Here is a 20,273-nt window from a genome sequence, read left to right as displayed (position 1 = left end):
CGAGAAGTAATTAGCAAGAAGCCACTAGCGAGAAGTAATTAGCAAGAAGCCACTAGCACTTAATAGCGACAGAATTAGAAAAGAGCATACTTCTCTCATGAATATTGAGGTGGAAGTATGCTCTTTTTGTTTAATGAACTTATATCTGTTTAGTAAAGTCTACTAAGACAGCTGCTTAACCAGAGCTGCGCCTACAGCGTGAGCACTAGTCGGGTTCTGGCCTGTAATCACTCGCTCATCAACAATCACAAGCTCTTGCCAAGGTTGAACCTTGTTGAAACGTGCTGCACCACGAGCCAGCGACTCTTCCAGTAGGAATGGAATGTCGTTGATGGTACCAAAGTCGATCTCTTCTTCACGTGTAAAGCCAGTCACTGATTTAGAGCTCAGAAGTGTTTCGCCATTGCTCAGCACGATAGGTAGTAGGGCTGCAGGGCCGTGACATACTGCCGCGATAACGCCACCGTCTTGATAATGCTTGGTAGCGATGCTAGCGAATTGCTCATTAGAAGCTAAGTCTGAAAGTAGGCCAAAACCACCTGGGTAGAAGATCGCATCATAGCTGTCTGCATTGATTTGGCTTACTGGAATCGTGTTGTTAATGCGGTTTTGGAAGTCATCATTCGCCAAGATTTCAGCATTAACCATATCTCCTTCAATGTCAGTTCCGTACAGCGGTGCTTTGCCACCATTGATAGAAGCGATGTCGTATTCGAACCCAGCAGCGAGGATCTCTTTCAGAGCGTGGGTAAGTTCTGGAGCGTAAGTACCGTTAGCTTGGTCTGTATCGCCAAGTGTCGCGTGGTTCGTGACTGGAATTAGTATTTTTTTCATGATTCGTCCCTTTGAGCTGCTGTTTTTCTATTTAGATGTTGGCGCTTTTCTCTAAGTACTAGTGCTTAGAGATAGCCAGTGCAATGTGACTTAGCTATCGCCGTCTTGTTACATCTAATACTAGTTCCAAATCATTTAGGTGATAATATGCTTAAAAGGCAAAACATTGTTGCTATATAGCAAAGATAAAACGCGAGTAGATTTAGTATGGATAGCTTTGAAGGGATTAACGAATTCGTTGCGGTTGCCGAATGCCACGGTTTTTCCGCGGCCGCTAAGCAGTTAGGTTGCAGTACCAGCCATGTGAGTCGACAAGTTTCAAGGTTAGAAGAGCGAGTTGGGGTGGCTTTGCTTGCTCGTTCAACGCGCATGGTGAGCCTGACTGAGTCGGGACATACTTACTACCAACAGTGCAAAGATTTAGTGATTGGGCTGCAACAAGCCAATGAGCAAGTTACGTCTCAACAGACTCAGCTGAGCGGTACATTGCGTGTTAGTGCCGCGGGCGCATTTGCCGAGAACCATGTTGCGGCAGCGCTGATGGATTTTGCAAAGTCTCATCCAGATCTAACCATTGAAATGAACTTCAACACCAAGATGGTGAACTTTATTGAAGACGGTATCGACTTCGCGATTCGTTACGGTCGGTTAGATGACTCAGGGCTGGTGGCAAGAAAGTTGGTTGATCGCCCAATGGCAGCGGCGGCGAGCAAAGCGTATATCGATCAATATGGTGCGCCCGCTCATCCGGAACAGTTAAAACAACACAGCTGTATTATTGCTAATAGTGACCAATGGCTGTTTGAGCAAAATGGAAAGCCATTGAATGCGGTAAGAGTGCATGGTCGTTGGAGAAGTAACAATTCAAGCGCGGTTCTGAAAGCGTGTGAAGAGGGGCTTGGCGTTGTGTATCTTCCTAGAAGCAGTTTTAATGGTGGGCTAACCAATGGCAAGCTGGTTCCTGTGCTAGAAGAGTATTGGGGTTCGGGTACAAGCAGTTGGATTGTTTATCAGAACCGGCGCTTTCTGCCTCAACGAGCACGGCTAGCGATAGATTTCTTAGTCGATTATTTCTCTGGCTGGGATGAGTAAAAAGTGCGATTGAAGTTCGTGGTGAGCAGCTTGTGTGCTTCAACTGATGTGAAAAATAAAAAATTGAATCATTACATAGTCATAGGTTATCTATTTCTGTTTTTTGGCGCGCGTAATCAGATTGAGAGACTTGTCTACTTTTACTAAGTCGTGCTAGCGATTGAATTGTAGAGAAGCGGTCAGCAGTACGATATACTACGGTTTGTATTAATGTCCCTAAGCGCGTAAGAGATTATATGGAAGCGTTGGCAGGGCGTGTTGTTATGCTCCATTTTATGAAGTGTAGCTAGATTGCGGAGTTGGCAATGTTTTCTATAAATTTCGAATCCACTTACGGTGTGATAATCATTCAAGATATGAATGTGGTTAGTGTCGATGCTAACTATGCTCGTATTTATGGTTACCAATCTCCCGAAGAATTATTGGCCAATATTGACAGCTTTCTGGATCTAATTCCTGAAGAGTTCCATGTTCTCGCCTATCAAAACTATCTTGAAACGGTTAGTGGTCAACGAGACCCACAAGTTCACACCTTTACCAATGTGGACCGCAACGGCAGAGAGTTTACGGTTTTTTCTATTGATCATGTCACAGAGTGGCAGGGAAGACCGGCGCTACAAGTGACCGTTATTGACCTTAGCCCAGCTATTCAGCTGCAGAATATTGTCCGCAAACAAGACCAAATGTATCGCGATATGATCATGCAATCGGGGCAGGGAATATTGGTACACCGAGATTTTAAACCTTTGATGGTTAACCAATCTTGGGTGAACTTACAAGGTGGCAAGTCGATAGAGCAGGTATTGCAGCTCGACTCTATTCTTGATTTGGTGCCAAAACAAAACGTAGAAAGTATTTATCAACGTTACCAGACTGTCATGTCGGGTGAGCCGTCGGGTACCAGTAATGTGGTTGAGAATATCGGCTTGGATGGTGTCCATCGATTTTTCAATATCTATGACAACGCAGTTATCTGGGAAGGTAAGCCAGCCATGCAGGTTGTGCTTGAAGATGTCACCCAGAAAGTGATGTTAGAAAAGCAGCTCGTGCATCAAGCGAATTACGATGAGATGACGGACTTACTCAATCGTCGAGCTATTTATGAGTGGTTTAGAGAACACATGACCTCTGACAATCACCTTTTGTGTATGCTGCTCGATATTGATGATTTTAAATCGATTAATGATATATACGGTCACATGGTCGGTGACGAGGTGATCTGTGCGTTGGCTAATATTACTAAGCGCAGTGTTGAAAGTGTGGGCGGTGTTGCGGGTCGCTGGGGTGGTGAAGAGTTCATCGTCTTCCTTCCAAATGCAACGTCAGAAATGTCACATGAAATCTCTGAACAAATTCGTCAACAGTTTAATCAAGCAGAGTTTAAAATCGACGAACAGACTCGATTCAATTCGAGCGTTAGTATTGGTATGAGTGATAGCCTTGCGTGTGAAGAGCGCATGACGATCGATGCCTTGGTTAATCTCACCGATCAATCACTCTATCGAGCTAAAGCCAATGGTAAAAACTGTGTGGATGGAGATATGGTCGCGCTCTAGTCTTTTCTCTTTACTCTTTTAAAGCGGATCGTCCTATCTGAAAAAAATGCCCTGAAGCAGAAGCCTCAGGGCGTTTTTGTTTCTCACTTGTGATGGTGCTCTGCTGGTTAAGCAGATACCTCAACTTCGTAAGAACCAAATTTACGGATGTTAATCACGCCCGTATCTAGGATTAGGTATTGGCCTTTTATGCCTTGCAGCACACCAGATACCTCAGGGTTCTTATCAAAGTTATGAGAAACAATCTTCACTGGGTGCTGCTCTACTGGGTAGCTCAGTGAGGTGATGTTCTCACTCAACACTTCGATAGCATCATCACCGAATTTTGCTTTGATCTCTTGGATCTTATCTTCAACCAATGGAAGCAGCTCTTTTGCTTTCTCTACCAGTTCCATGTCGTCGCCATCGCCTTTCAGCAGTGTGCGCCAGTTGGTTTTATCGGCAATGTGTTTTGCTAACTCAACTTCAATCAGGCCAGAGATTTGGCGAGTTTTTACTTTAAGGATCGGTAGGCCTTGTGTGGCGCCTTGGTCAATCCAGCGAGTAGGGATCTGCGTGTGACGAGTGATACCTACTTTTAGGCTTGATGTGTTCGATAGGTAAACGAAGTGATCAACCATGCAGTTTGCTTCACCCCATTCAGGCTCACGACAGGTGCCTTCATCGTAGTGGCAAGTCTCTGGCTTCATGATGCACATGTCGCAACTTGCTAGCTTTTTCATACACACAAAGCAGTGGCCTTGAGAGTAACTCTTCTTGGTTTTCTTGCCACAAGAGCAGCAAAAAATATTGCCAGTGTGGGTGAGGTTGATGGTTTTACCAATCAGAGGGTTTAGTTCTACAAACTCTTCGCCTACAGGCAAACGGTAGGTTACCGCGCCATCAAGGGAAGCACTCATCTTCTTGAGTGTTCCTTTCGCTAATAAAGACATGACATTACTCGTTGTATTTTGATTATTATTTCGCCGACTCGTTTGCGCTGTGAGCAGGCAGTACGGTTAGCGATGATTATGCGATGAGTATAACAAATGGCGCCTAATTTTATACGCAATAATACTTGATTCTCGGCGTAAATAATTAGCATGAAATATAAGCATAAAAATATAGTATGACATTTTGTTCAGGCGTGATATAACGTTTTTTAGTAAATTTTTGGTATTAAGATCACTAATTTACTTCACTTATTTTATATCGTGAAATCCCAAAGATAGGGATATATGCCGGAAGCTTAGATGTGAAGTGGATCCATAAGATAGTCATCTTTTTAGTTATCGCGACGCTTGCCATAGTGCAGTACTACCGTGTTAGCGGAAATCGCGTGATAACGGCAATTACACCAGACAAATATGAGTTTATTGCAACCAGTGATCAGGTCGATAGAGGCGTGAGTACGTCTCAATTATCCTTCGCTAATGGGCAGTACATTCTTGATTGTGAACTGAAAGAGTCTGAGTACCCTTGGCCTTATTGTGGCTTGTCGATTCGTATTGACCCAGATATCACGGTTGGCCTCGACCTTTCCCAGTATCACACTTTTAGAGTCAACATCGATTACCACGCGGAAGCGGATTCTAGCGGCCGTTTGCGAACCTACCTACGCAATTACAACCCTGCTTATTCGGTTCCGGATAATGAGTACACGCATAAGTACAATGGCATGGAGTTTTCGCCAGGTGTCGATGGCGGCGTGATTGAAATACCGATTAAAAATCTTCAAGTGATGACATGGTGGCTTGCAGATAATGACATCGCGCTAGAGCACTCTGCTCCCGAGTATTCCAACGTAAATATGGTGGAGTTCGCGACGGCATCAGGCGCAAAACTTGGGCATCATCGCATTGTTATTCGTAGTATCGAATTTGAGGGCTCTTACATCACCGGCGAGAGCTTGTTCTTAATCTTGCTGTTTGTTTGGGTTGGTACTGGCACCATATTCTTAATTTCAGAGTTACATAACTCGCGCAAACGTATGGTGATTGCCGAGAAAAGACATCACCATCTTAAGAACGTTAACCGAGCATTAAGAGAGCAAAACTTTGAGTTCTCGGAAATGGCGCATCGTGATGAATTGACCGGAATCCTTAACAGGCATGCGATTCGAGACTGGCTGAAGATGCAGTCACAACATGTCAAACAAGGGCACGGTAAGTTAAGCATGCTCTATCTTGATATTGATTACTTCAAGAGTGTGAACGACAAATACGGCCATCAAATGGGTGACCATATTCTAAGAGAATTTAGTATGGTGGTCGGTAGTGCAATCAGCCCGACAGATAAATTGGTGAGATGGGGTGGTGAAGAGTTCATTGTTTTTTGCCCTGAGACTGATCTTGGCGAAGCGCAAAGAAAAGCTGAGAAAATTCTCCTCTTAGTTAGCCAACATCTTTGGGTTCATGGTGACCCACTGACCTGCAGCATTGGTGTTGCTGAAATGAAGCAAGAGAGGGTGACAGAGACGATTGCTCGCGCTGACGAGGCGCTCTATCAAGCTAAACACTCAGGACGCAATCAGGTGATCTTGAGCCACTAATCTGCAAATTGTTTTGATTATTTTATAAGCCACACGTGCATATGTGACGTGTGGCGTTTTTGTGGGCGCTGTATGAGTTTACTCTCTAGAGTTTTTGTTGGTTTGTTTGGATAACGTATTGAAATGATCTCATTGTTCTTTAAGTGTTTGCTTGGTTCTGCAGCGGTTTTGTTGATTGCACTGTTGTCGAAAAGTAAGAGTTTTTACATATCAGGGCTTGTACCTTTGTTTCCTACTTTTGCCTTGATTGCTCATTACATTGTCGGCACAGAGCAAACCATGGTAGAGCTGCGTACTACCGCACTGTTTGGCCTGTTTTCTCTGGTGCCATACGCGGCTTATTTAGGGGCGGTGTATGTGTTTAGCTATCGCTACAGCTTAGTGTCGACTCTGTCGCTGGCAACAGTGGTGTGGGTGCTGTGCGCCTCTATGTTGCTTATCGGCTGGACGCGTGTTGTGCCGAGTGTGGCGTGAGAGATGGCTTTTAGAGCGGGAATGGTTTCTTTATAGGTATGCAAACACCCAAACAAAAAAGGTGGCGAGGAGCCACCAAAAAGGGAAATCGTTTTATTCTTCTTTTTAAATGCCCGCTTAGTGATAACCTCAAGTAAATGATGGCTTCACATTGAGTGGGCATTTTTATACTGGCTGAGCGGGGGAACTGCAGCCAGTGTCGTCAGAGCATTTGCTTATGCAGATCTCTTATCAGTGTTTATTACCAGAAGATCCAAGCGAACAGTGTTAACACTAGGATACAAACTAGGTTTAGAACCATACCAATTCGCATCATCTCTTTCTGCTTGATATGACCTGAGCCAAATACAATCGCGTTTGGTGGTGTTGCAACAGGTAACATGAAGGCACAAGATGCAGCGACAGCGATTAATGCAGACAGGATAACTGGCGACATACCTAATGCTTCAGCAATGGTGGCGAATACAGGTACTAACAATGCTGCACTTGCTGTGTTACTCGCAAATTCTGTTAGGAATACCACGAACGCGACTACCGCTAGAATTGTTAGCAGAACGCCTGCTGTCTCTAGGAAACCACTTAATGAATGCGCTAGGAATACACTGGTGCCAGTCGCTTTAAGGATGTTACTTAGACAGATACCACCACCGAATAGAATCAATACACCCCAGTCGGTTGTCTTCTCAACATCTTTCCATTCCACTGCTCTAGAAGCTCCAAGCAGTACGATTGCACCAATTGCAACTAAGCTATCGAACTTAGAGAAGCCGCCGATCATTGCGTTGATTGGTTTACCGAAAATCCACAGAGTCACGGTGAGTAGGAAGATAGACAGTGTGATTTTCTTGCTGTTTGTCCATTCTACTGGCGCGTGGTCTAGCTCGAACTTATGGTTAAGTTTTGGCTTGGTCATCACGTAAAGAATCAACATTGCGATTGGCAATAGAATCATCGAGATTGGTAGGCCAAGTGCCATCCACTCTGTGAAGCTAAGGCCAACTTCTGCTGCAGCGATAGCGTTCGGTGGGCTACCTACTAGGGTTGCGATACCACCGATAGACGCACAGTAAGCGATACCTAGTAGCACGAACACGTAAGTATTGCGGTCTTCGCTTTGGTCTACTTTGTTCATGATACCAAGAACCAGAGGAAGCATCATTGCGGTTGTTGCTGTGTTAGAAATCCACATCGACAAACCAGCACTCACACCGAATAGCATGAATACCGCGACCGACATTCTGCCTTTTGCGATCAACAGAACTTTGTCAGCAATCGCTTTATCAAGTTCTTGCTTGTTTAGCGCGGCAGCAAGAGCAAAACCACCCATAAATAAGAAGATGATTGGGTTAGAGAAGTTCGCCAATGCCGCGGGTGTGTTGAAGACACCAAACAGGACAGCCAAGAGTGGAACAAGCAGAGCGGTGATGCTGACATGAATAGCTTCGGTTAACCATAGAACCGCAACGAACACGAGAATACTCAAACCAGTATTGACTTGTGATTCGAAAGGAAGGGTGTTGAGCAAGAGTGCGAATAGCGTGAAATTACCAATTAATATCATGCTGTTGCGGGTAAACAACCAGTGTTTCAGTGTAGTAACAAGTGCCGTCATAAGGCGCTCCTTTTGTTTATCCTCGTTTATGGATGCACTTGCTTCATAGAGCTGTGCTTATTGTTTTTCGAGGAATATTGACTTCATGTAGGGTTGGGCTTTGTTGAGGGAATGTTACTTAAGTTAATAAAGGGGCGTTGGTGTGTTTTTGTGTAACAGTAGGGAAATGTGAGGCAACAAATTCAAAATGTGTAGATTTCTACACATCGGTCTCTGAAGGGGCAGAAATAGGGCTTGGAATTGGTGATATTTCTTGTTTTGGGCTAGGTTGAATCGGCTCTTTCGGGCCAAGGAATTTCGGGGTTGTACCCATAATATATAGGTCGAGGAAGGCTTTGGTACGAGCAAACACTTCACGTAAACGTATTGATGTTCCAGAGTGGTGAGTCGGCCCGGAAACCGCCAAACATTGCGCGTGAATGTCATATGAGTTGGCGATGAATAGCGCTCGTTCACAGTGGAATTTTTGAGTGATGATTAGGAAGTTGTCGGTATCGAAGATCTTTTTCGCACGAACAATCGAGTCTAAGGTTCTAAAGCCCGCGTAGTCGAGGTTGATACGTTCATCAGGAACCCCCGCTTTTAACAAGTCGCGCTTCATTGTCCATGGCTCATTGTAAGAGCGGTGAGCGTTGTCGCCACTTAATAAAAATTGGTCTACTTTTTCACGGTCGAACAGTTCTATTGCCGCTTCAATACGATGTTTGTAATAGTCGTTGAGCGTTCTACCCAAGTATTTGCTGGTACCCAGCACGACGGCAACCTCTACTTCTGGCACCTCATCGATGTCATAGATGATGCGGTCTTCGGCTTGCCACGAAACCCAATAATCGATCGCAATAACTGTAGCGCTGCCTATCAAGAACACAATGAAAGCGCCATACAGAAAACCTTGCAGTTTTTTGTATGCTTTTACTAAGTAGTTACGGCAAATGTGAGAATCGAATTTCACTCTCGGCATAGTCCCTTGACTGAGCATTATTTTTTGAGTGCTCGATAATACCAAATAAAAATGAGAAAAATCAGTTAAAAAGACAAGACAATGTAAAGAAAAAAGCCCCTGCAATGGCAGAGGCTCTTGTAAGAGTGGTATTTGAGAACAAGTACGCTCTATTAGAATGCAGTACGCTTGTAGCGACGGTAAACCGGCTGCCAGAAGTGCTGGTCAATCGCTTGTTGTAGTGCTTCTTCAGTGATTTCTAGTGCAACACCTTGTTCAATTGCTTTCTTACCAACGGCAAAAGCAATCTTCTTAGATACAGTGTGGATCTCTTCCAGTGGTGGAAGTAGAGCACCAGAACCATTGATTGCTAGTGGAGAACACGTCGCAAGTGCACGGCTCGATTCCATTAGCATTTCGTCAGTGATACGTGAAGCGTTCACAGCCAACACACCAAGGCCAATACCTGGGAAGATGTAGCTGTTGTTACACTGAGCTATTGGGTAAGTTGTGCCGTTGTGAACCACTGGCTCAAATGGGCTACCTGTTGCGACTAGTGCTTTACCATCTGTCCAACGAATGATGTCGTTTGGTGTTGCTTCAACACGGCTTGTTGGGTTCGATAGTGGGAACACGATAGGGCGTTCGCAGTGAAGGTTCATCTCTTTGATGACTTCTTTGCTGAATAGACCCGGTGCACCAGATACACCAACCAATACTGTTGGTTTTGCGTGACGAACAACGTCTAGTAGAGAGAAACCAGTACCATCGCTTTCCCAGTCTTTAGTGTTCGCGTTGGTTTGAACTAGGCGCTGTTGGAAATCAAGCAGGTTCTGCATGCCTTCCTGTAGTAAGCCCCAACGGTCAACCATGTATACTTGAGAGCGCGCTTGCTCGTCGCTGATACCTTCAGACACCATTTGAGCGATGATTGCTTCTGCGATACCACAACCTGCAGAGCCTGCACCCAAGAAGGTGATACGTTGGTCTGAAAGTTTGCTGTTTGCTGCTTTACATGCTGCAAGTAGAGAGCCCACAGTTACCGCTGCTGTACCTTGGATATCATCGTTGAAACAACAGATGCGATCTTTATAGCGCTCAAGTAGAGGCATTGCGTTCTTCTGTGCGAAATCTTCGAACTGAACTAGCGCATCAGGCCAACGACGTTGAACGGCTTGGATGAACTCTTCAACGAACGCATCGTAATCAGCACCTGTGATACGAGGGTGACGCCAGCCCATGTACATTGGGTCAGCAAGACGTTGAGGGTTATTTGTACCAACATCTAGCACGATTGGTAGCATGTAAGCTGGGCTGATGCCGCCACACGCTGTGTACAGTGCTAGTTTACCGATTGGAATACCCATGCCACCGATACCTTGGTCTCCCAAACCAAGAATGCGCTCACCGTCCGTAACCACGATAACTTTAACATTGTGGTTTGTCGCATTATTCAGTAGATCATCGATACGATCGCGGTTCGGGTAAGAGATAAACAGACCACGACCACGACGGTAGATATTTGAGAAGTTCTCACATGCTGCGCCAACCGTTGGCGTGTAAATGATAGGCATCATTTCAGAGATGTGGTTTTGAACTAAACGATAAAAAAGCGTTTCATTAGTGTCTTGGATGTTACGAAGGTAGATATGCTTATCCATATCACTTTCGAAGTTACAATATTGTTTATATGCACGTCCAACTTGCTCTTGGATTGTTTCCGTTGTTTCCGGTAACAAACCTTCAAGGTTAAAAGAGCTACGCTCTTCAGCAGTGAATGCGCTGCCTTTGTTTAGAAGGGGTGTACTTAGTAGAGCAGGACCAGCATAAGGGATATATAGAGGGCGTTTATCGTTGTTCATTGGATGCCTAATATGGGAGAAAGGGTAACTGAAAAATGATAACGGTTTAGTTATTCAATTGTAAATAGTTTCTCCCCGATCTTGGCAAACAAAATGATATTCTTTCTCCTATCCCACAGTTATCGAATTCTAACGTCATAATTCGTTATACTTTGCTCACATTTTTTCGCGGCTCTCTCTTTTTATGTCTCAACTTCCCATCGATAGCTATCAAAGTACTTTCCATCAACAGATCGCCGATTCTCACCTTGTTGTAGAAGCTGAAACCGGTTCGGGTAAATCAACGCGCCTGCCAATTTGGGCATCTCAACATGGGCGTGTGCTAGTGGTAGAACCAAGAAGAATCGCTTGTACATCGTTAGCTAAGTTTCTAGCGAAAGAATCGGGTGAGAAGCTGGGCAGCAAAGTGGGTTACGCCATCAAGCTTGAAGCACAATACAATGAGCAGACTGATGTAGTGTTTGTTACGCCCGGTATTGCCTTACGTTGGTTAGCGGAAGACGGGTTAGCGAGTTTTGATGTAATTGTCGTGGATGAATTTCACGAAAGGCGTTGGGACATCGACTTGCTGGTGGCGATCCTCAAGCAGAAGGCGAGTCACCGTTTGGTCATCACATCGGCAACCATCGAAGGGGAGCGCCTCGCTGGTTATCTACAAGCGAACAGGATCAGTTGTGAGGGACGAACTTATCAGGTTGATATCGAGCACAGAGCAAATGAGTCTAGGGCTTTGCCAGATAGTCGGCATCTAGAGCAACGCATCGCTGAAGAGGTGAATCATCAACTTATTGCATCGCACGGCGATATCTTGGTTTTCCTTCCGGGCAAGAAAGAGATTGTGCAGTGTGAGCAAGCGTTGGCAAAACATCCGGATCTGCAAGTTGTTAAATTGCATGCCTCGGTGAGTGACAAGGAGCGAGACCTCGCGCTATCTGGTCGCAATACGGGTAACGAAGGTGGCAATAGAAACGATGACAGAGGCTTGCGAAAGGTCATTCTCGCGACTAACGTAGCTGAAACCTCGCTAACCATTCCCGATATTGGTGTGGTGATCGATTCTGGATTGGAAAGAAGAACGGTTCAACGTAATGGCAGAACCACTTTGATGCTGAAATCCATATCACGCGCGAGTGCAAAGCAACGTGCCGGGCGTGCGGGTAGGGTAATGGACGGTGTTTGTGTTCGTTTGTATGGTGAGCATGCGGCATTAGAATTAGTCACACCACCTGAATTGCAGCGTGAAGAGTTGACTGAGCCGATGTTGGCAGCGGCATGCAGTGGCTTCACTTTGGAGAGTTTGTCTTTCCTCGATGCCATTCCAGAAAAATCACTACACAGCGCAACACAAACTTTGCTGACGATGGAAGCGATTGACCACGACTATCAAATTACCGAGCACGGCAAAAAGCTATACCCACTGCCGATTGATGCCTTGTATGCCGATATTGTTACCCGTATTAAAACCAAAGCATTGAAAGAGGCGATGGTCGATCTCACCGCCGCATTGTCTGTACCTGCTCGTTTATATCAGTTACCCAATAATGCTGAACACTTAGAAGCGCTCGCCCAGCAAGAAAAAGAGGGCTGTGATTTAACCTTGTTGATTCAGATTGTGCGTGGTCGCGATTATCCGCACCTTGAAATCGACCAACAAGCTTTGGCGGAAGCACAAGGGCTTGCCGAGCAAATGCGTGAAGTGTTTGAGCTCCCTCAGTTGGAAGTTGCCTCTCGTTATCAACGAACAGCACTACTTGAAACCATCATTAAGCTGCATCCTGAATTGGTGTTTGTGCGCCGTTTAAAAAGAAGAGAGGCGTTTGCTAACGGGTCACTAGAGGTAGTACTTGGTCGTCAGAATCGTTTCCCTGATAACGCGCAGGCTATGCTGGTGTTGGATACCCACAGCCTTCCTGGGCGAGGGGTTAAGCAGACACTGACACTCGCAACGACCACTGCGCCAATTGCACTTGAACTGATGGTTGAGGCAGAGCTCGGCGAATGGCAGCAGGGCGAAACCGTGGTCAATGATGAGGGCGTATTTACCGAGATGGATTTGGTGTACGCAGGTTGCACAATCACGACAAAACTGGTTGCAGCAGAAGGTCAGTTGTCTTTAAAACCTATCGTGGATCTGGTGGTAAGTGGTGCTCAGCTTCCTGATTTTGCCAAGGTTCGCACTCAAGAGATAAAGCACTGGCAGTTGTACGTGAAACTTGGGTTGGATGAGCAAACCAAGTTTACCTCCGATATCGAGCAACTGAGTTTTGAATCGTGGTTTATTGAGCAGCTTGAAGTGCTAGGGGTTACCGATGTCAGTGAACTCGAAATGTTTGACGCATCGGACATTCCTTTTGACGGTATCCCTAGTTGGTTATATGCAGAGTTCGCTGAAAAGTACCCGTTCTCACTCACTCTTGCTGACTTGAACTTGGCGGTTGAGTACCTTGTGGGAAGAAAGTTGATTTACGTTCATTATCAGTCGGGTAGTAGAAAAGCACCGCCGAAACGATGGGAGCTACCAACTTGGTCTGGCTGGCGTATTCAGTACAAAAAGGCGAGTCGAATTATTGATATAAAATAGATAGATAAGTTTTATCTCCAAAATATTAATCAAATAGGCGCATATATTATTTTTCGGTGCGCATTATGTTACAAGTTTGATTTTTATATGCCTTTTTAACCAATCAAAAGGTCATAAAAGACTATTGTTCTATATCCTATTGCTATAACGAAAAAGTTGATAGATATTGAGTATATTGTGTTGCCAAAGTGTCGGGGGACATCATGGATAATCAGAAAGAGACGCGTGTAGAGTTTGATTACACAACTTTTCTTGGCGCCTCATGCAGTAAAAAATGGACTTTTCTGGAGGCACTCACCACCATTGCTCCAGTGTTCAGCACCGTTTGGCGAGACAGCATCAAAGAGCTAGCAAGCCCAGAAGATCGCTTATGGCAAATGGCATTGAAATCGATGTCTACACGTAAAAGCGATGAATCAAATATCGTGACTTTGCTTAAGCTTGCCAAATTAGAAGGCATCAATGAACTCAAAGTGGTGATGCCATATTCTCTTGAAGAAGAGCAGATTGAGTACATCGAATCGCGTAGTCATTTAGTGATTGCAGGTAATACTGGAGAAGAGTTTACTATCCGACTGTAAACGTTGGAGCAGTGCCAGCGATGCTCAAACAAGACTGAAAATATACATGTAAAAAGGGCCTCAATGTTGAGGCCCTTTTTGTTTTTGGGTGTTGCTACACATCTGATCTTGATTAATCGACCAGTCCGTAGTCAGCACGCAATACGTCGATGATCTCTTGTTTAGGATTGTCACTCAGTACAATCTCAGCGCCAGTAATCTTTGCTGCGATATCAAGGTAAGTGCGAGAAAGAGACATCAGTGCATCCAATGGCAATTCATTGTCACGCGCTAGCGCTTCACGCTCTGGCATACGCTCTTTATTCAGTAGAATATCAGCGTCAGGGAAGTAGTTAAGTAGGAACTGACGGAAACCTTCTTTTGAGTTTTCAACGATGTTGCCATTGTTGTATTGCTCTGTATCCCAGATACGAGATGAGTCAGGTGTGCCCACTTCGTCCATGTAGATAAGCTTCTCTTTGCCTTGTGCATCGTTCACGTAACCAAACTCAAACTTGGTATCAACGAAGGTTTGGTCTACTTTCTCTAACGCGTCACTGATGACGTTAAAGCCTTCTTTTAAAAGCTTCTCGTAGTGCGCGATATCGCTCTCTTGAGAGAAGTTAAACGCTGCAAAGTTATCTTGGATGTTCTGACGTGTGATGTTTACATCGTCCGCTTCTGGTACACCAGGAATGCCTTTCAAAATACCTTTAGTCGAAGGAGTGATTAGAAGCTCTGGTAGTTTCTTGTCTTTTTCTAGACCTTCTGGCATTTCGATACCACAGAATTCACGCTCACCACTTGCGTACGCACGCCACATTGAACCTGTGATGTATTGACGACAAATCGCTTCAATCATTACTGGGCGAGCTTTTTGTACAATCCATACGAATGGGTGAGGGATATCAAGAATATGGCTGTCAGCAAGACAGTTGTCTTTAAAAAGCTTGAACCAATGGTTAGAGATAGCATTAAGCGCAGCGCCTTTACCAGGAACACCTTTCAGGTTGCCTTCACCACGCCAGATACAATCAAATGCAGAGATACGGTCACTGATCACCATGATAGCTAACGGAGCATCAGGTGCTACGTCGTAGCCTTTCTCTTTAATTAGTCGTTGGCTATCTTCTTCAGTTAACCAGTAAACCGAACGAACCTTGCCACTGTGGACAGGTTTATCAGTGCGGATTGGGAGGTCATCATTTACGGCAAGAACTTGATCAGCGAGGCTCATTTAGACATTCCTATCTTTTATCAAACGTCATACAGAGAAGTGCAATGTGCACATGATTAGACGGGCATTATACCCAATCTAACGTTTGCTTCCAGAGAAAAAGCAAACGTTTGCTAAATCTACTAATCAAATAAAAACCCCTGCCTAACTATCCACCAAATTTAAGGCGAAATGTAGGGCAGGGGAAGGCAGTATATTTGGACTATATTACTGAGCTATCTAGTAGCGCTATGTTGCTTAGTGAATGCGCTCTGAGTTGGCATCCATGAAGAAAACCTCACACTGGAAGCGCATACCTAATGTTCTTAAGTACTGTTGGCTAAATTGATCAATCGATGCGCTAGCAACGATCGCACTCGCATTCTTAGAGCGGATCGCTTTCTCTACTGTTTCAGCTTCGGTCATTTGGTGAGAAGCTTTCATGTGAATAACGCGGTCGCAGCATACGTTATGCTTCTGCAGCTGCTTAGCGGATGGTCTTGGCGTTTGAGCCGTAAATAGTAGCCATTGATGTTGATTGGACAGCAACGCCATTTTTGCAAATAACGTTTCATCAGTTGAATGATGAGCTGAGCGAGAAACTGATGCAAATGCGCCGTGAATTAGCGGGCTAGAGTGTTGTGCTTTAACGTGTGCTTGAATCATTTTGCTGTCCTTATATACATGCTGTATGTGTATACAGTAGTTTTTGTTGCTTATAAGATCAAGCGCTTTTTGCGGGATTATTGGACGATTTCTTATGGTGAAATGAAGTTTGTGCTTATAAGTTTATGAAATTAAATGATAAATTAAATTTGAATGATTTTGCTGTTTTTCTCAGAAATGGAAAAAAGTGTGAGCTTTATACAGGTGTATACAGTAGTTTTCTGTAAAAACCACTGTATACACCTGTATAGAAGATAAGAAGATAAGAAGATAAGAAGATAAGAAGATAAGAAGATAAGAAGATAAGAAGATAAGAAGATAAATGCTGGGCACAAAAAAAGCGCCTAAGGCGCTTTCTTATATTTCAATGGTGTAGCTTATCTCAGTGTTGCTTGGGAGAGTTTTGCTCTCATTTCCATCTCACCAATATTGAACTGGCGAACATCCATGGTCGCGATATCATTGCAATCTTTACATGCATGATGGCACTTACCATCTAGGTAGTCGTGCTTTTTTACTAGGCTTGGCTTTTTGCACCAATCACAAACGCCTTCTATTGTGAACATATTCTCTCCTCACCTGTTTAAGTCAGGTGTATTTTCGGCGCAAATTATGACACAACAGAGACCTATTAGTTAATAGTTTGTTACTCGTTTTTGAGAAGGTGATCGATTGCAACACTAATAAAATCGATATCTCTGTGAGATGGAAAGATAAAGGTGTGTAGTTGTTTACGATTTTGTAACACTTTGTAAGATCGTTTTTAGCGCACTGTTCAAACGTTTCATTTCTTCGTCACATCCCTGACCATCAGGGTGGTAAATCTTTGATAGTTGTTTATATCTCACCTTAATACTTTTCTGATTAGGAATAGAGCTTGGCGTGTAGCCAAATAGTGCACAGGCTAACTGTAAATTGTTCGAACTTTTTTGGCCTTTTTGTTTCTTCAATTCGTTGAACATGGTCTGCAATTGACGTTTTTGCTGCTTAATGGCGCGGTTCTTCTCGCTCAGTTGCGCTTCGAGTGCCTGCTTCTGCGTTCCCAAGTCACTCGATTTCAGAATCTCTCTTTTTCGCGAGATCACCAAAGTCGCGCTGATACTCACGATAACAATCAGTAACGCTAAAGCAGCACCAATCATATAGTCAGAGCCAGTTAGGTTAGAACTGGAGAGGTTAGATTGCACTTGGTTAGATTGTATTTGCTGAGATGCTCCCTGACTGTTGTCTATTTCAGAGCCGATACCCTCGTTGAGCTGTTCGATTGAAGAGATCTGTTTTGCACGTTGTTGGTTGAACTGTGCTTCAAGAACACGGTTGTAGCCATCTTCCGCGTCTGGGTTGTTTGGCAACGCTGCTTCATACCAAAGTTGTGCGGCGTCTAGTGGGCTGAGTAGCTCGTGTTCTGGGGAAGATTCGTAGATTTTGGCGATTTCTAGTGTCGCTCGCTTGTTCCCTTGCAATGCGGTTTTGATAAACCATTCCAAGGCTAATTTGTTATCGGGCTCACCACCCGTTCCGGCCAAGTAAAGCTCAGCCAATCTGAACTGTGCATCTGCATTGCCGTTTTCCGCGGATTGTGAATACCAATAGAATGCGTCATCGATGTTTTTAGAGACGCCGATCCCTAATTCATACGCTTGTGCTAATTGATATTGTGATGCCGAGTCTTTAGGTGATGGATCTGCTGCGTTACGTTCTTCACTGTTATTTGCCGCATGGGCGAGGGAGGAAAGCAATAAAACAAGGGCTAGAAGCAGTGTTCTCAGGGGCGATGATGTTAGAAAGTTGGATAGGATAAGCAAAAGAAAAATCTCGTAAAAAGCCCAGTGCCGATATCAGTATCAAGACGCTATGTAGTGAATAGTAAAGTCGTACAGCTTTGAATCAGCCATACCACAGACAAGCAACTATATAGCGGTTATTTCAATAGATAAAGGAGACTGGACTTTAATCGTGCTACTTAAGTGGCAAGATTTGAATCTCTACACGGCGGTTACAAGCACGGCCTTGAGACGTGTTGTTGTCGCAGAGTGGGTAACGTTCGCCGTTACCACGAGCAATGGCACGGCCTGCCGCTACGTCTTGAGAGATCAAGAATGCACGAACAGATTCAGCACGGCGCTCAGAAAGGATTTGGTTCGTCGACTCACTGCCAGTGCTGTCAGTGTGACCTTCGATCACTAGGCTCGTGTCTGGGTATTCAACTAGGATACGCGCAACACCACGAAGTGTATTGTGAATGCTTGATTCAAGCGCGTAAGAACCAGAATCGAAACCAATGCCGTTTTCAAGGCGAAGTAGAAGTTGGTTTTCGCCAACACGCTCTACCTGAACACCTGAGTTCATCAGTTCTTCACGAAGTGCCGCTTCTTGTCGGTCAAAGTAGTAACCAATTCCACCGCCAACAGCAGCACCGCCGGCAGCACCAATAAGAGCACGTTTACCACGGTCTTTAGAGTCACCGGTAGCAGCACCAGCAACGGCACCAGCGATTGCACCAATTAGAGCGCCTTGAGTTGCAGAGTTAGTCTCAGATTCGCCAGTAGTAGCGTTTTGGCGTTGAGTTGCCTGACAACCCGTAAGTGCGACAGTAAGCGCTAGGGCTAGTGTGATTTTTTTCAACGTATTTTCTCCATCATGTACTTCTGTCAAACGTATGGATTACGAATGACAAACATATAGTCCTGTAGGTCCTATTGATGGTTTTTATCAATACGCTGAAGCAATGTAAAGCGGCTCTATGATTTAGATATCTTTTTAGGTGCCTGTGCCCCAGCAACTGGTCGATTAACAGACAATTTACGGCCTTTCTTCAAGCCAACTTCGTAATCAGCGGTGAGATTTTTCATCGCCTCTTTAAGTTGTTGTTTGAAGGTTTCGCGGTCGATATTTTTGAACTCTTTATCGATGTAGTTATTGATTTTGTTGTTCGACTCGTCGTCTGGTGTGATCGTCGGCAGTTTTTCAAGCGCACCTTCAACCCAACCTGATACAAAGGAATTCACGCGACGGGTTACTTCTAATGTACCCGTACCAGACCCCGCAAAGCTGTTGCGGAATTGGCCAGTATGTTCATTCAGTTCACGATAGATGATATCGAAAGCAAAGGCTGCAAAGATGGCACGATCGGCTTCACCGATGAACTCTACACGCTTGAGACCTTTATGGTTCAGCAGTACAGCTTCTACGCCAAATTTAGTGTTGATACCACGAATAACACGCAGCAGTGTTGAGCTGATATTTGCAGGTAATAGGTGCGTGGATTGAGTCTTGCCCATCTTGATAAATTCAATATCGTCTTTTTCGAGACCATATTTCAGCATCAAGTTATGCGCCATTTTGATTGCATTGGCAGCTTCATTGACGTTAGCAGAATTACCAAGCTCAAGACACTTAGCTATTTTCTTTAGGGCTTTTTTCTTATCCATCGATTACTTAATCATTACCGCAAATTTTGAAAAGTCCGACATTTTACATGTTTTGGCGGGTAACAGAAAGCAAAACTCACTCAGTGGGCGAGTTGGGTTCGTAACAATTAATTAAGCAAAACGGACTTTGGAGCATAAACAAAAACGCCATCAAGAAGATAGATGGCGTTAGTGACAGGGTTTTTGGTAATGACTAGAGCATTCGCAAACTAGATACCCAGTTCATCAAGCAGATCGGCTGCTGAATCATTGCCTGAGCTTTGTGTTGGCTTATTACCTTCCTGCATCTTTTTCTGAGTTGCTTCAAGAATGCTGTCTGGACACTCGTCTTCTGCAATCTCAAATTCTTCTAGTTGGATGAATTCTGTTTTGTCCATAGCCAGCTCCAGGTAGAAGATGTTGTTGTTTTCAGTAGAGAAGGTCACACGACGCGCTTGTGGGCGATCAAGATTAGTATCAACAGACAGGTTTACTTGCTTGTTTAGTGCCAGCATTTTCGGTTGGTTTTGCGTGATGTTAGTTTGCAGCTCTTTGCGGATCTTATTAGTGAAATCACCAACTAGCTGGTTCATTAGCTCACCTAGAACATCGCCTACCTCATCAGACGTATGCAGCACTGCTAATTCATTTTCAGGCATGCCCATGTTACGCATGTAATTGGTGTAGATCTCTAATGCGGCTTTCGACGTAAAATTAATGACAACAAGGCCAGAAAAGCCGCCGTCAAAAAGAACAAAACAGCCGAAATCTGGCTTTAGGCTTGTCTTGTTGATCTTCTGCACCATAGCGGAATAGGACACCTGAGAAGCCGTTGCTGATGTAAGTACGCTTGAGACTGATTGGCATAGCTTAAGAAGAATATCTTCAGTGGTGACTGTTTTATTTTTTTTCATTTTGATGTGCTCGTGGAGATGTCTTA

At 44.4% G+C, this 20,273-nt stretch carries 18 protein-coding genes; 6 read left to right on the top strand and 12 right to left on the bottom strand.

The window, feature by feature from the left end; genetic code table 11:
- Positions 1-162: 162 nt before the first annotated feature.
- The gene (locus OH460_RS13225) at positions 163-834 is read right to left on the bottom strand and encodes a type 1 glutamine amidotransferase domain-containing protein (protein WP_269997734.1); all 672 of its coding nucleotides are present in this window, start codon (positions 832-834) and stop codon (positions 163-165) included.
- Positions 835-1,041: 207 nt separating this feature from the next.
- Between OH460_RS13225 and OH460_RS13220 the strand changes: the two genes are divergently transcribed.
- Positions 1,042-1,926 (top strand): LysR family transcriptional regulator, encoded by an 885-nt coding sequence (locus OH460_RS13220; protein ID WP_102423036.1) that lies wholly within the window; start codon positions 1,042-1,044, stop codon positions 1,924-1,926.
- Between the two features lie 305 nt (positions 1,927-2,231).
- The gene (locus OH460_RS13215; RefSeq protein WP_269997730.1) at positions 2,232-3,482 is read left to right on the top strand and encodes a sensor domain-containing diguanylate cyclase; all 1,251 of its coding nucleotides are present in this window, start codon (positions 2,232-2,234) and stop codon (positions 3,480-3,482) included.
- A gap of 107 nt (positions 3,483-3,589) precedes the next feature.
- On the opposite strand, the gene OH460_RS13210 is transcribed toward OH460_RS13215, so the two are convergent.
- The gene (locus tag OH460_RS13210; protein WP_004738492.1) at positions 3,590-4,414 is read right to left on the bottom strand and encodes a DUF2797 domain-containing protein; all 825 of its coding nucleotides are present in this window, start codon (positions 4,412-4,414) and stop codon (positions 3,590-3,592) included.
- A gap of 302 nt (positions 4,415-4,716) precedes the next feature.
- Between OH460_RS13210 and OH460_RS13205 the strand changes: the two genes are divergently transcribed.
- Positions 4,717-6,012, top strand: coding sequence for a GGDEF domain-containing protein (locus tag OH460_RS13205; RefSeq protein WP_269997726.1), 1,296 nt, complete (start codon positions 4,717-4,719; stop codon positions 6,010-6,012).
- 123 nt (positions 6,013-6,135) lie between these two features.
- A complete protein-coding gene (locus OH460_RS13200) occupies positions 6,136-6,486 on the top strand; it encodes a GlpM family protein (protein WP_269997724.1) in 351 nt (116 codons plus the stop codon).
- 241 nt (positions 6,487-6,727) lie between these two features.
- Here the strand turns inward: OH460_RS13200 and OH460_RS13195 are convergent, their stop codons facing one another.
- From OH460_RS13195 to OH460_RS13185, 3 genes are all read right to left on the bottom strand, one after another.
- Entirely contained in the window at positions 6,728-8,098 is a 1,371-nt protein-coding gene (locus OH460_RS13195; RefSeq protein WP_008222995.1) for an SLC13 family permease, read from the bottom strand.
- A 199-nt stretch (positions 8,099-8,297) separates the two neighbouring features.
- Entirely contained in the window at positions 8,298-9,050 is a 753-nt protein-coding gene (locus tag OH460_RS13190) for a SanA/YdcF family protein (protein WP_239931404.1), read from the bottom strand.
- 161 nt (positions 9,051-9,211) lie between these two features.
- Positions 9,212-10,900 carry an NAD-dependent malic enzyme gene (locus tag OH460_RS13185; protein ID WP_061032752.1) on the bottom strand — a complete coding sequence of 563 codons (1,689 nt, stop codon included), beginning with the start codon at positions 10,898-10,900 and terminating at the stop codon, positions 9,212-9,214.
- A 184-nt stretch (positions 10,901-11,084) separates the two neighbouring features.
- Between OH460_RS13185 and OH460_RS13180 the strand changes: the two genes are divergently transcribed.
- Entirely contained in the window at positions 11,085-13,481 is a 2,397-nt protein-coding gene (locus OH460_RS13180; protein WP_269997718.1) for a helicase-related protein, read from the top strand.
- 203 nt (positions 13,482-13,684) lie between these two features.
- Positions 13,685-14,062, top strand: coding sequence for a hypothetical protein (locus tag OH460_RS13175; RefSeq protein ID WP_004738481.1), 378 nt, complete (start codon positions 13,685-13,687; stop codon positions 14,060-14,062).
- 112 nt (positions 14,063-14,174) lie between these two features.
- Here OH460_RS13175 and OH460_RS13170 read toward each other — a convergent pair whose 3' ends face one another.
- The 7 genes from OH460_RS13170 to OH460_RS13140 all read right to left on the bottom strand — a co-directional run bounded on the left by OH460_RS13170 (position 14,175) and on the right by OH460_RS13140 (position 20,247).
- Positions 14,175-15,278, bottom strand: coding sequence for a phosphoribosylaminoimidazolesuccinocarboxamide synthase (locus OH460_RS13170; protein ID WP_269997715.1), 1,104 nt, complete (start codon positions 15,276-15,278; stop codon positions 14,175-14,177).
- A gap of 237 nt (positions 15,279-15,515) precedes the next feature.
- Entirely contained in the window at positions 15,516-15,923 is a 408-nt protein-coding gene (locus OH460_RS13165; protein ID WP_269997713.1) for a SulA-like leucine-rich domain-containing protein, read from the bottom strand.
- Between the two features lie 377 nt (positions 15,924-16,300).
- Complete coding sequence (locus OH460_RS13160; protein ID WP_004738475.1) at positions 16,301-16,489, bottom strand: hypothetical protein; 189 nt, start codon at positions 16,487-16,489, stop codon at positions 16,301-16,303.
- A 165-nt stretch (positions 16,490-16,654) separates the two neighbouring features.
- Positions 16,655-17,728 carry a J domain-containing protein gene (locus OH460_RS13155; protein WP_269997710.1) on the bottom strand — a complete coding sequence of 358 codons (1,074 nt, stop codon included), beginning with the start codon at positions 17,726-17,728 and terminating at the stop codon, positions 16,655-16,657.
- 154 nt (positions 17,729-17,882) lie between these two features.
- The gene (locus OH460_RS13150) at positions 17,883-18,548 is read right to left on the bottom strand and encodes an OmpA family protein (protein WP_061032747.1); all 666 of its coding nucleotides are present in this window, start codon (positions 18,546-18,548) and stop codon (positions 17,883-17,885) included.
- A 116-nt stretch (positions 18,549-18,664) separates the two neighbouring features.
- The gene (locus OH460_RS13145) at positions 18,665-19,354 is read right to left on the bottom strand and encodes a DUF2786 domain-containing protein (protein WP_061032746.1); all 690 of its coding nucleotides are present in this window, start codon (positions 19,352-19,354) and stop codon (positions 18,665-18,667) included.
- A 209-nt stretch (positions 19,355-19,563) separates the two neighbouring features.
- Positions 19,564-20,247 carry a DUF3334 family protein gene (locus OH460_RS13140; RefSeq protein WP_008223007.1) on the bottom strand — a complete coding sequence of 228 codons (684 nt, stop codon included), beginning with the start codon at positions 20,245-20,247 and terminating at the stop codon, positions 19,564-19,566.
- Positions 20,248-20,273 lie beyond the last annotated feature (26 nt).

It is taken from the genome of Vibrio sp. Makdt (genome assembly GCF_027587015.1).
GTDB lineage: Bacteria > Pseudomonadota > Gammaproteobacteria > Enterobacterales > Vibrionaceae > Vibrio > Vibrio chagasii_B.
Note: the sequence above shows the minus strand (reverse complement) of the source record. Positions and strands in the feature narration are given on the sequence as shown.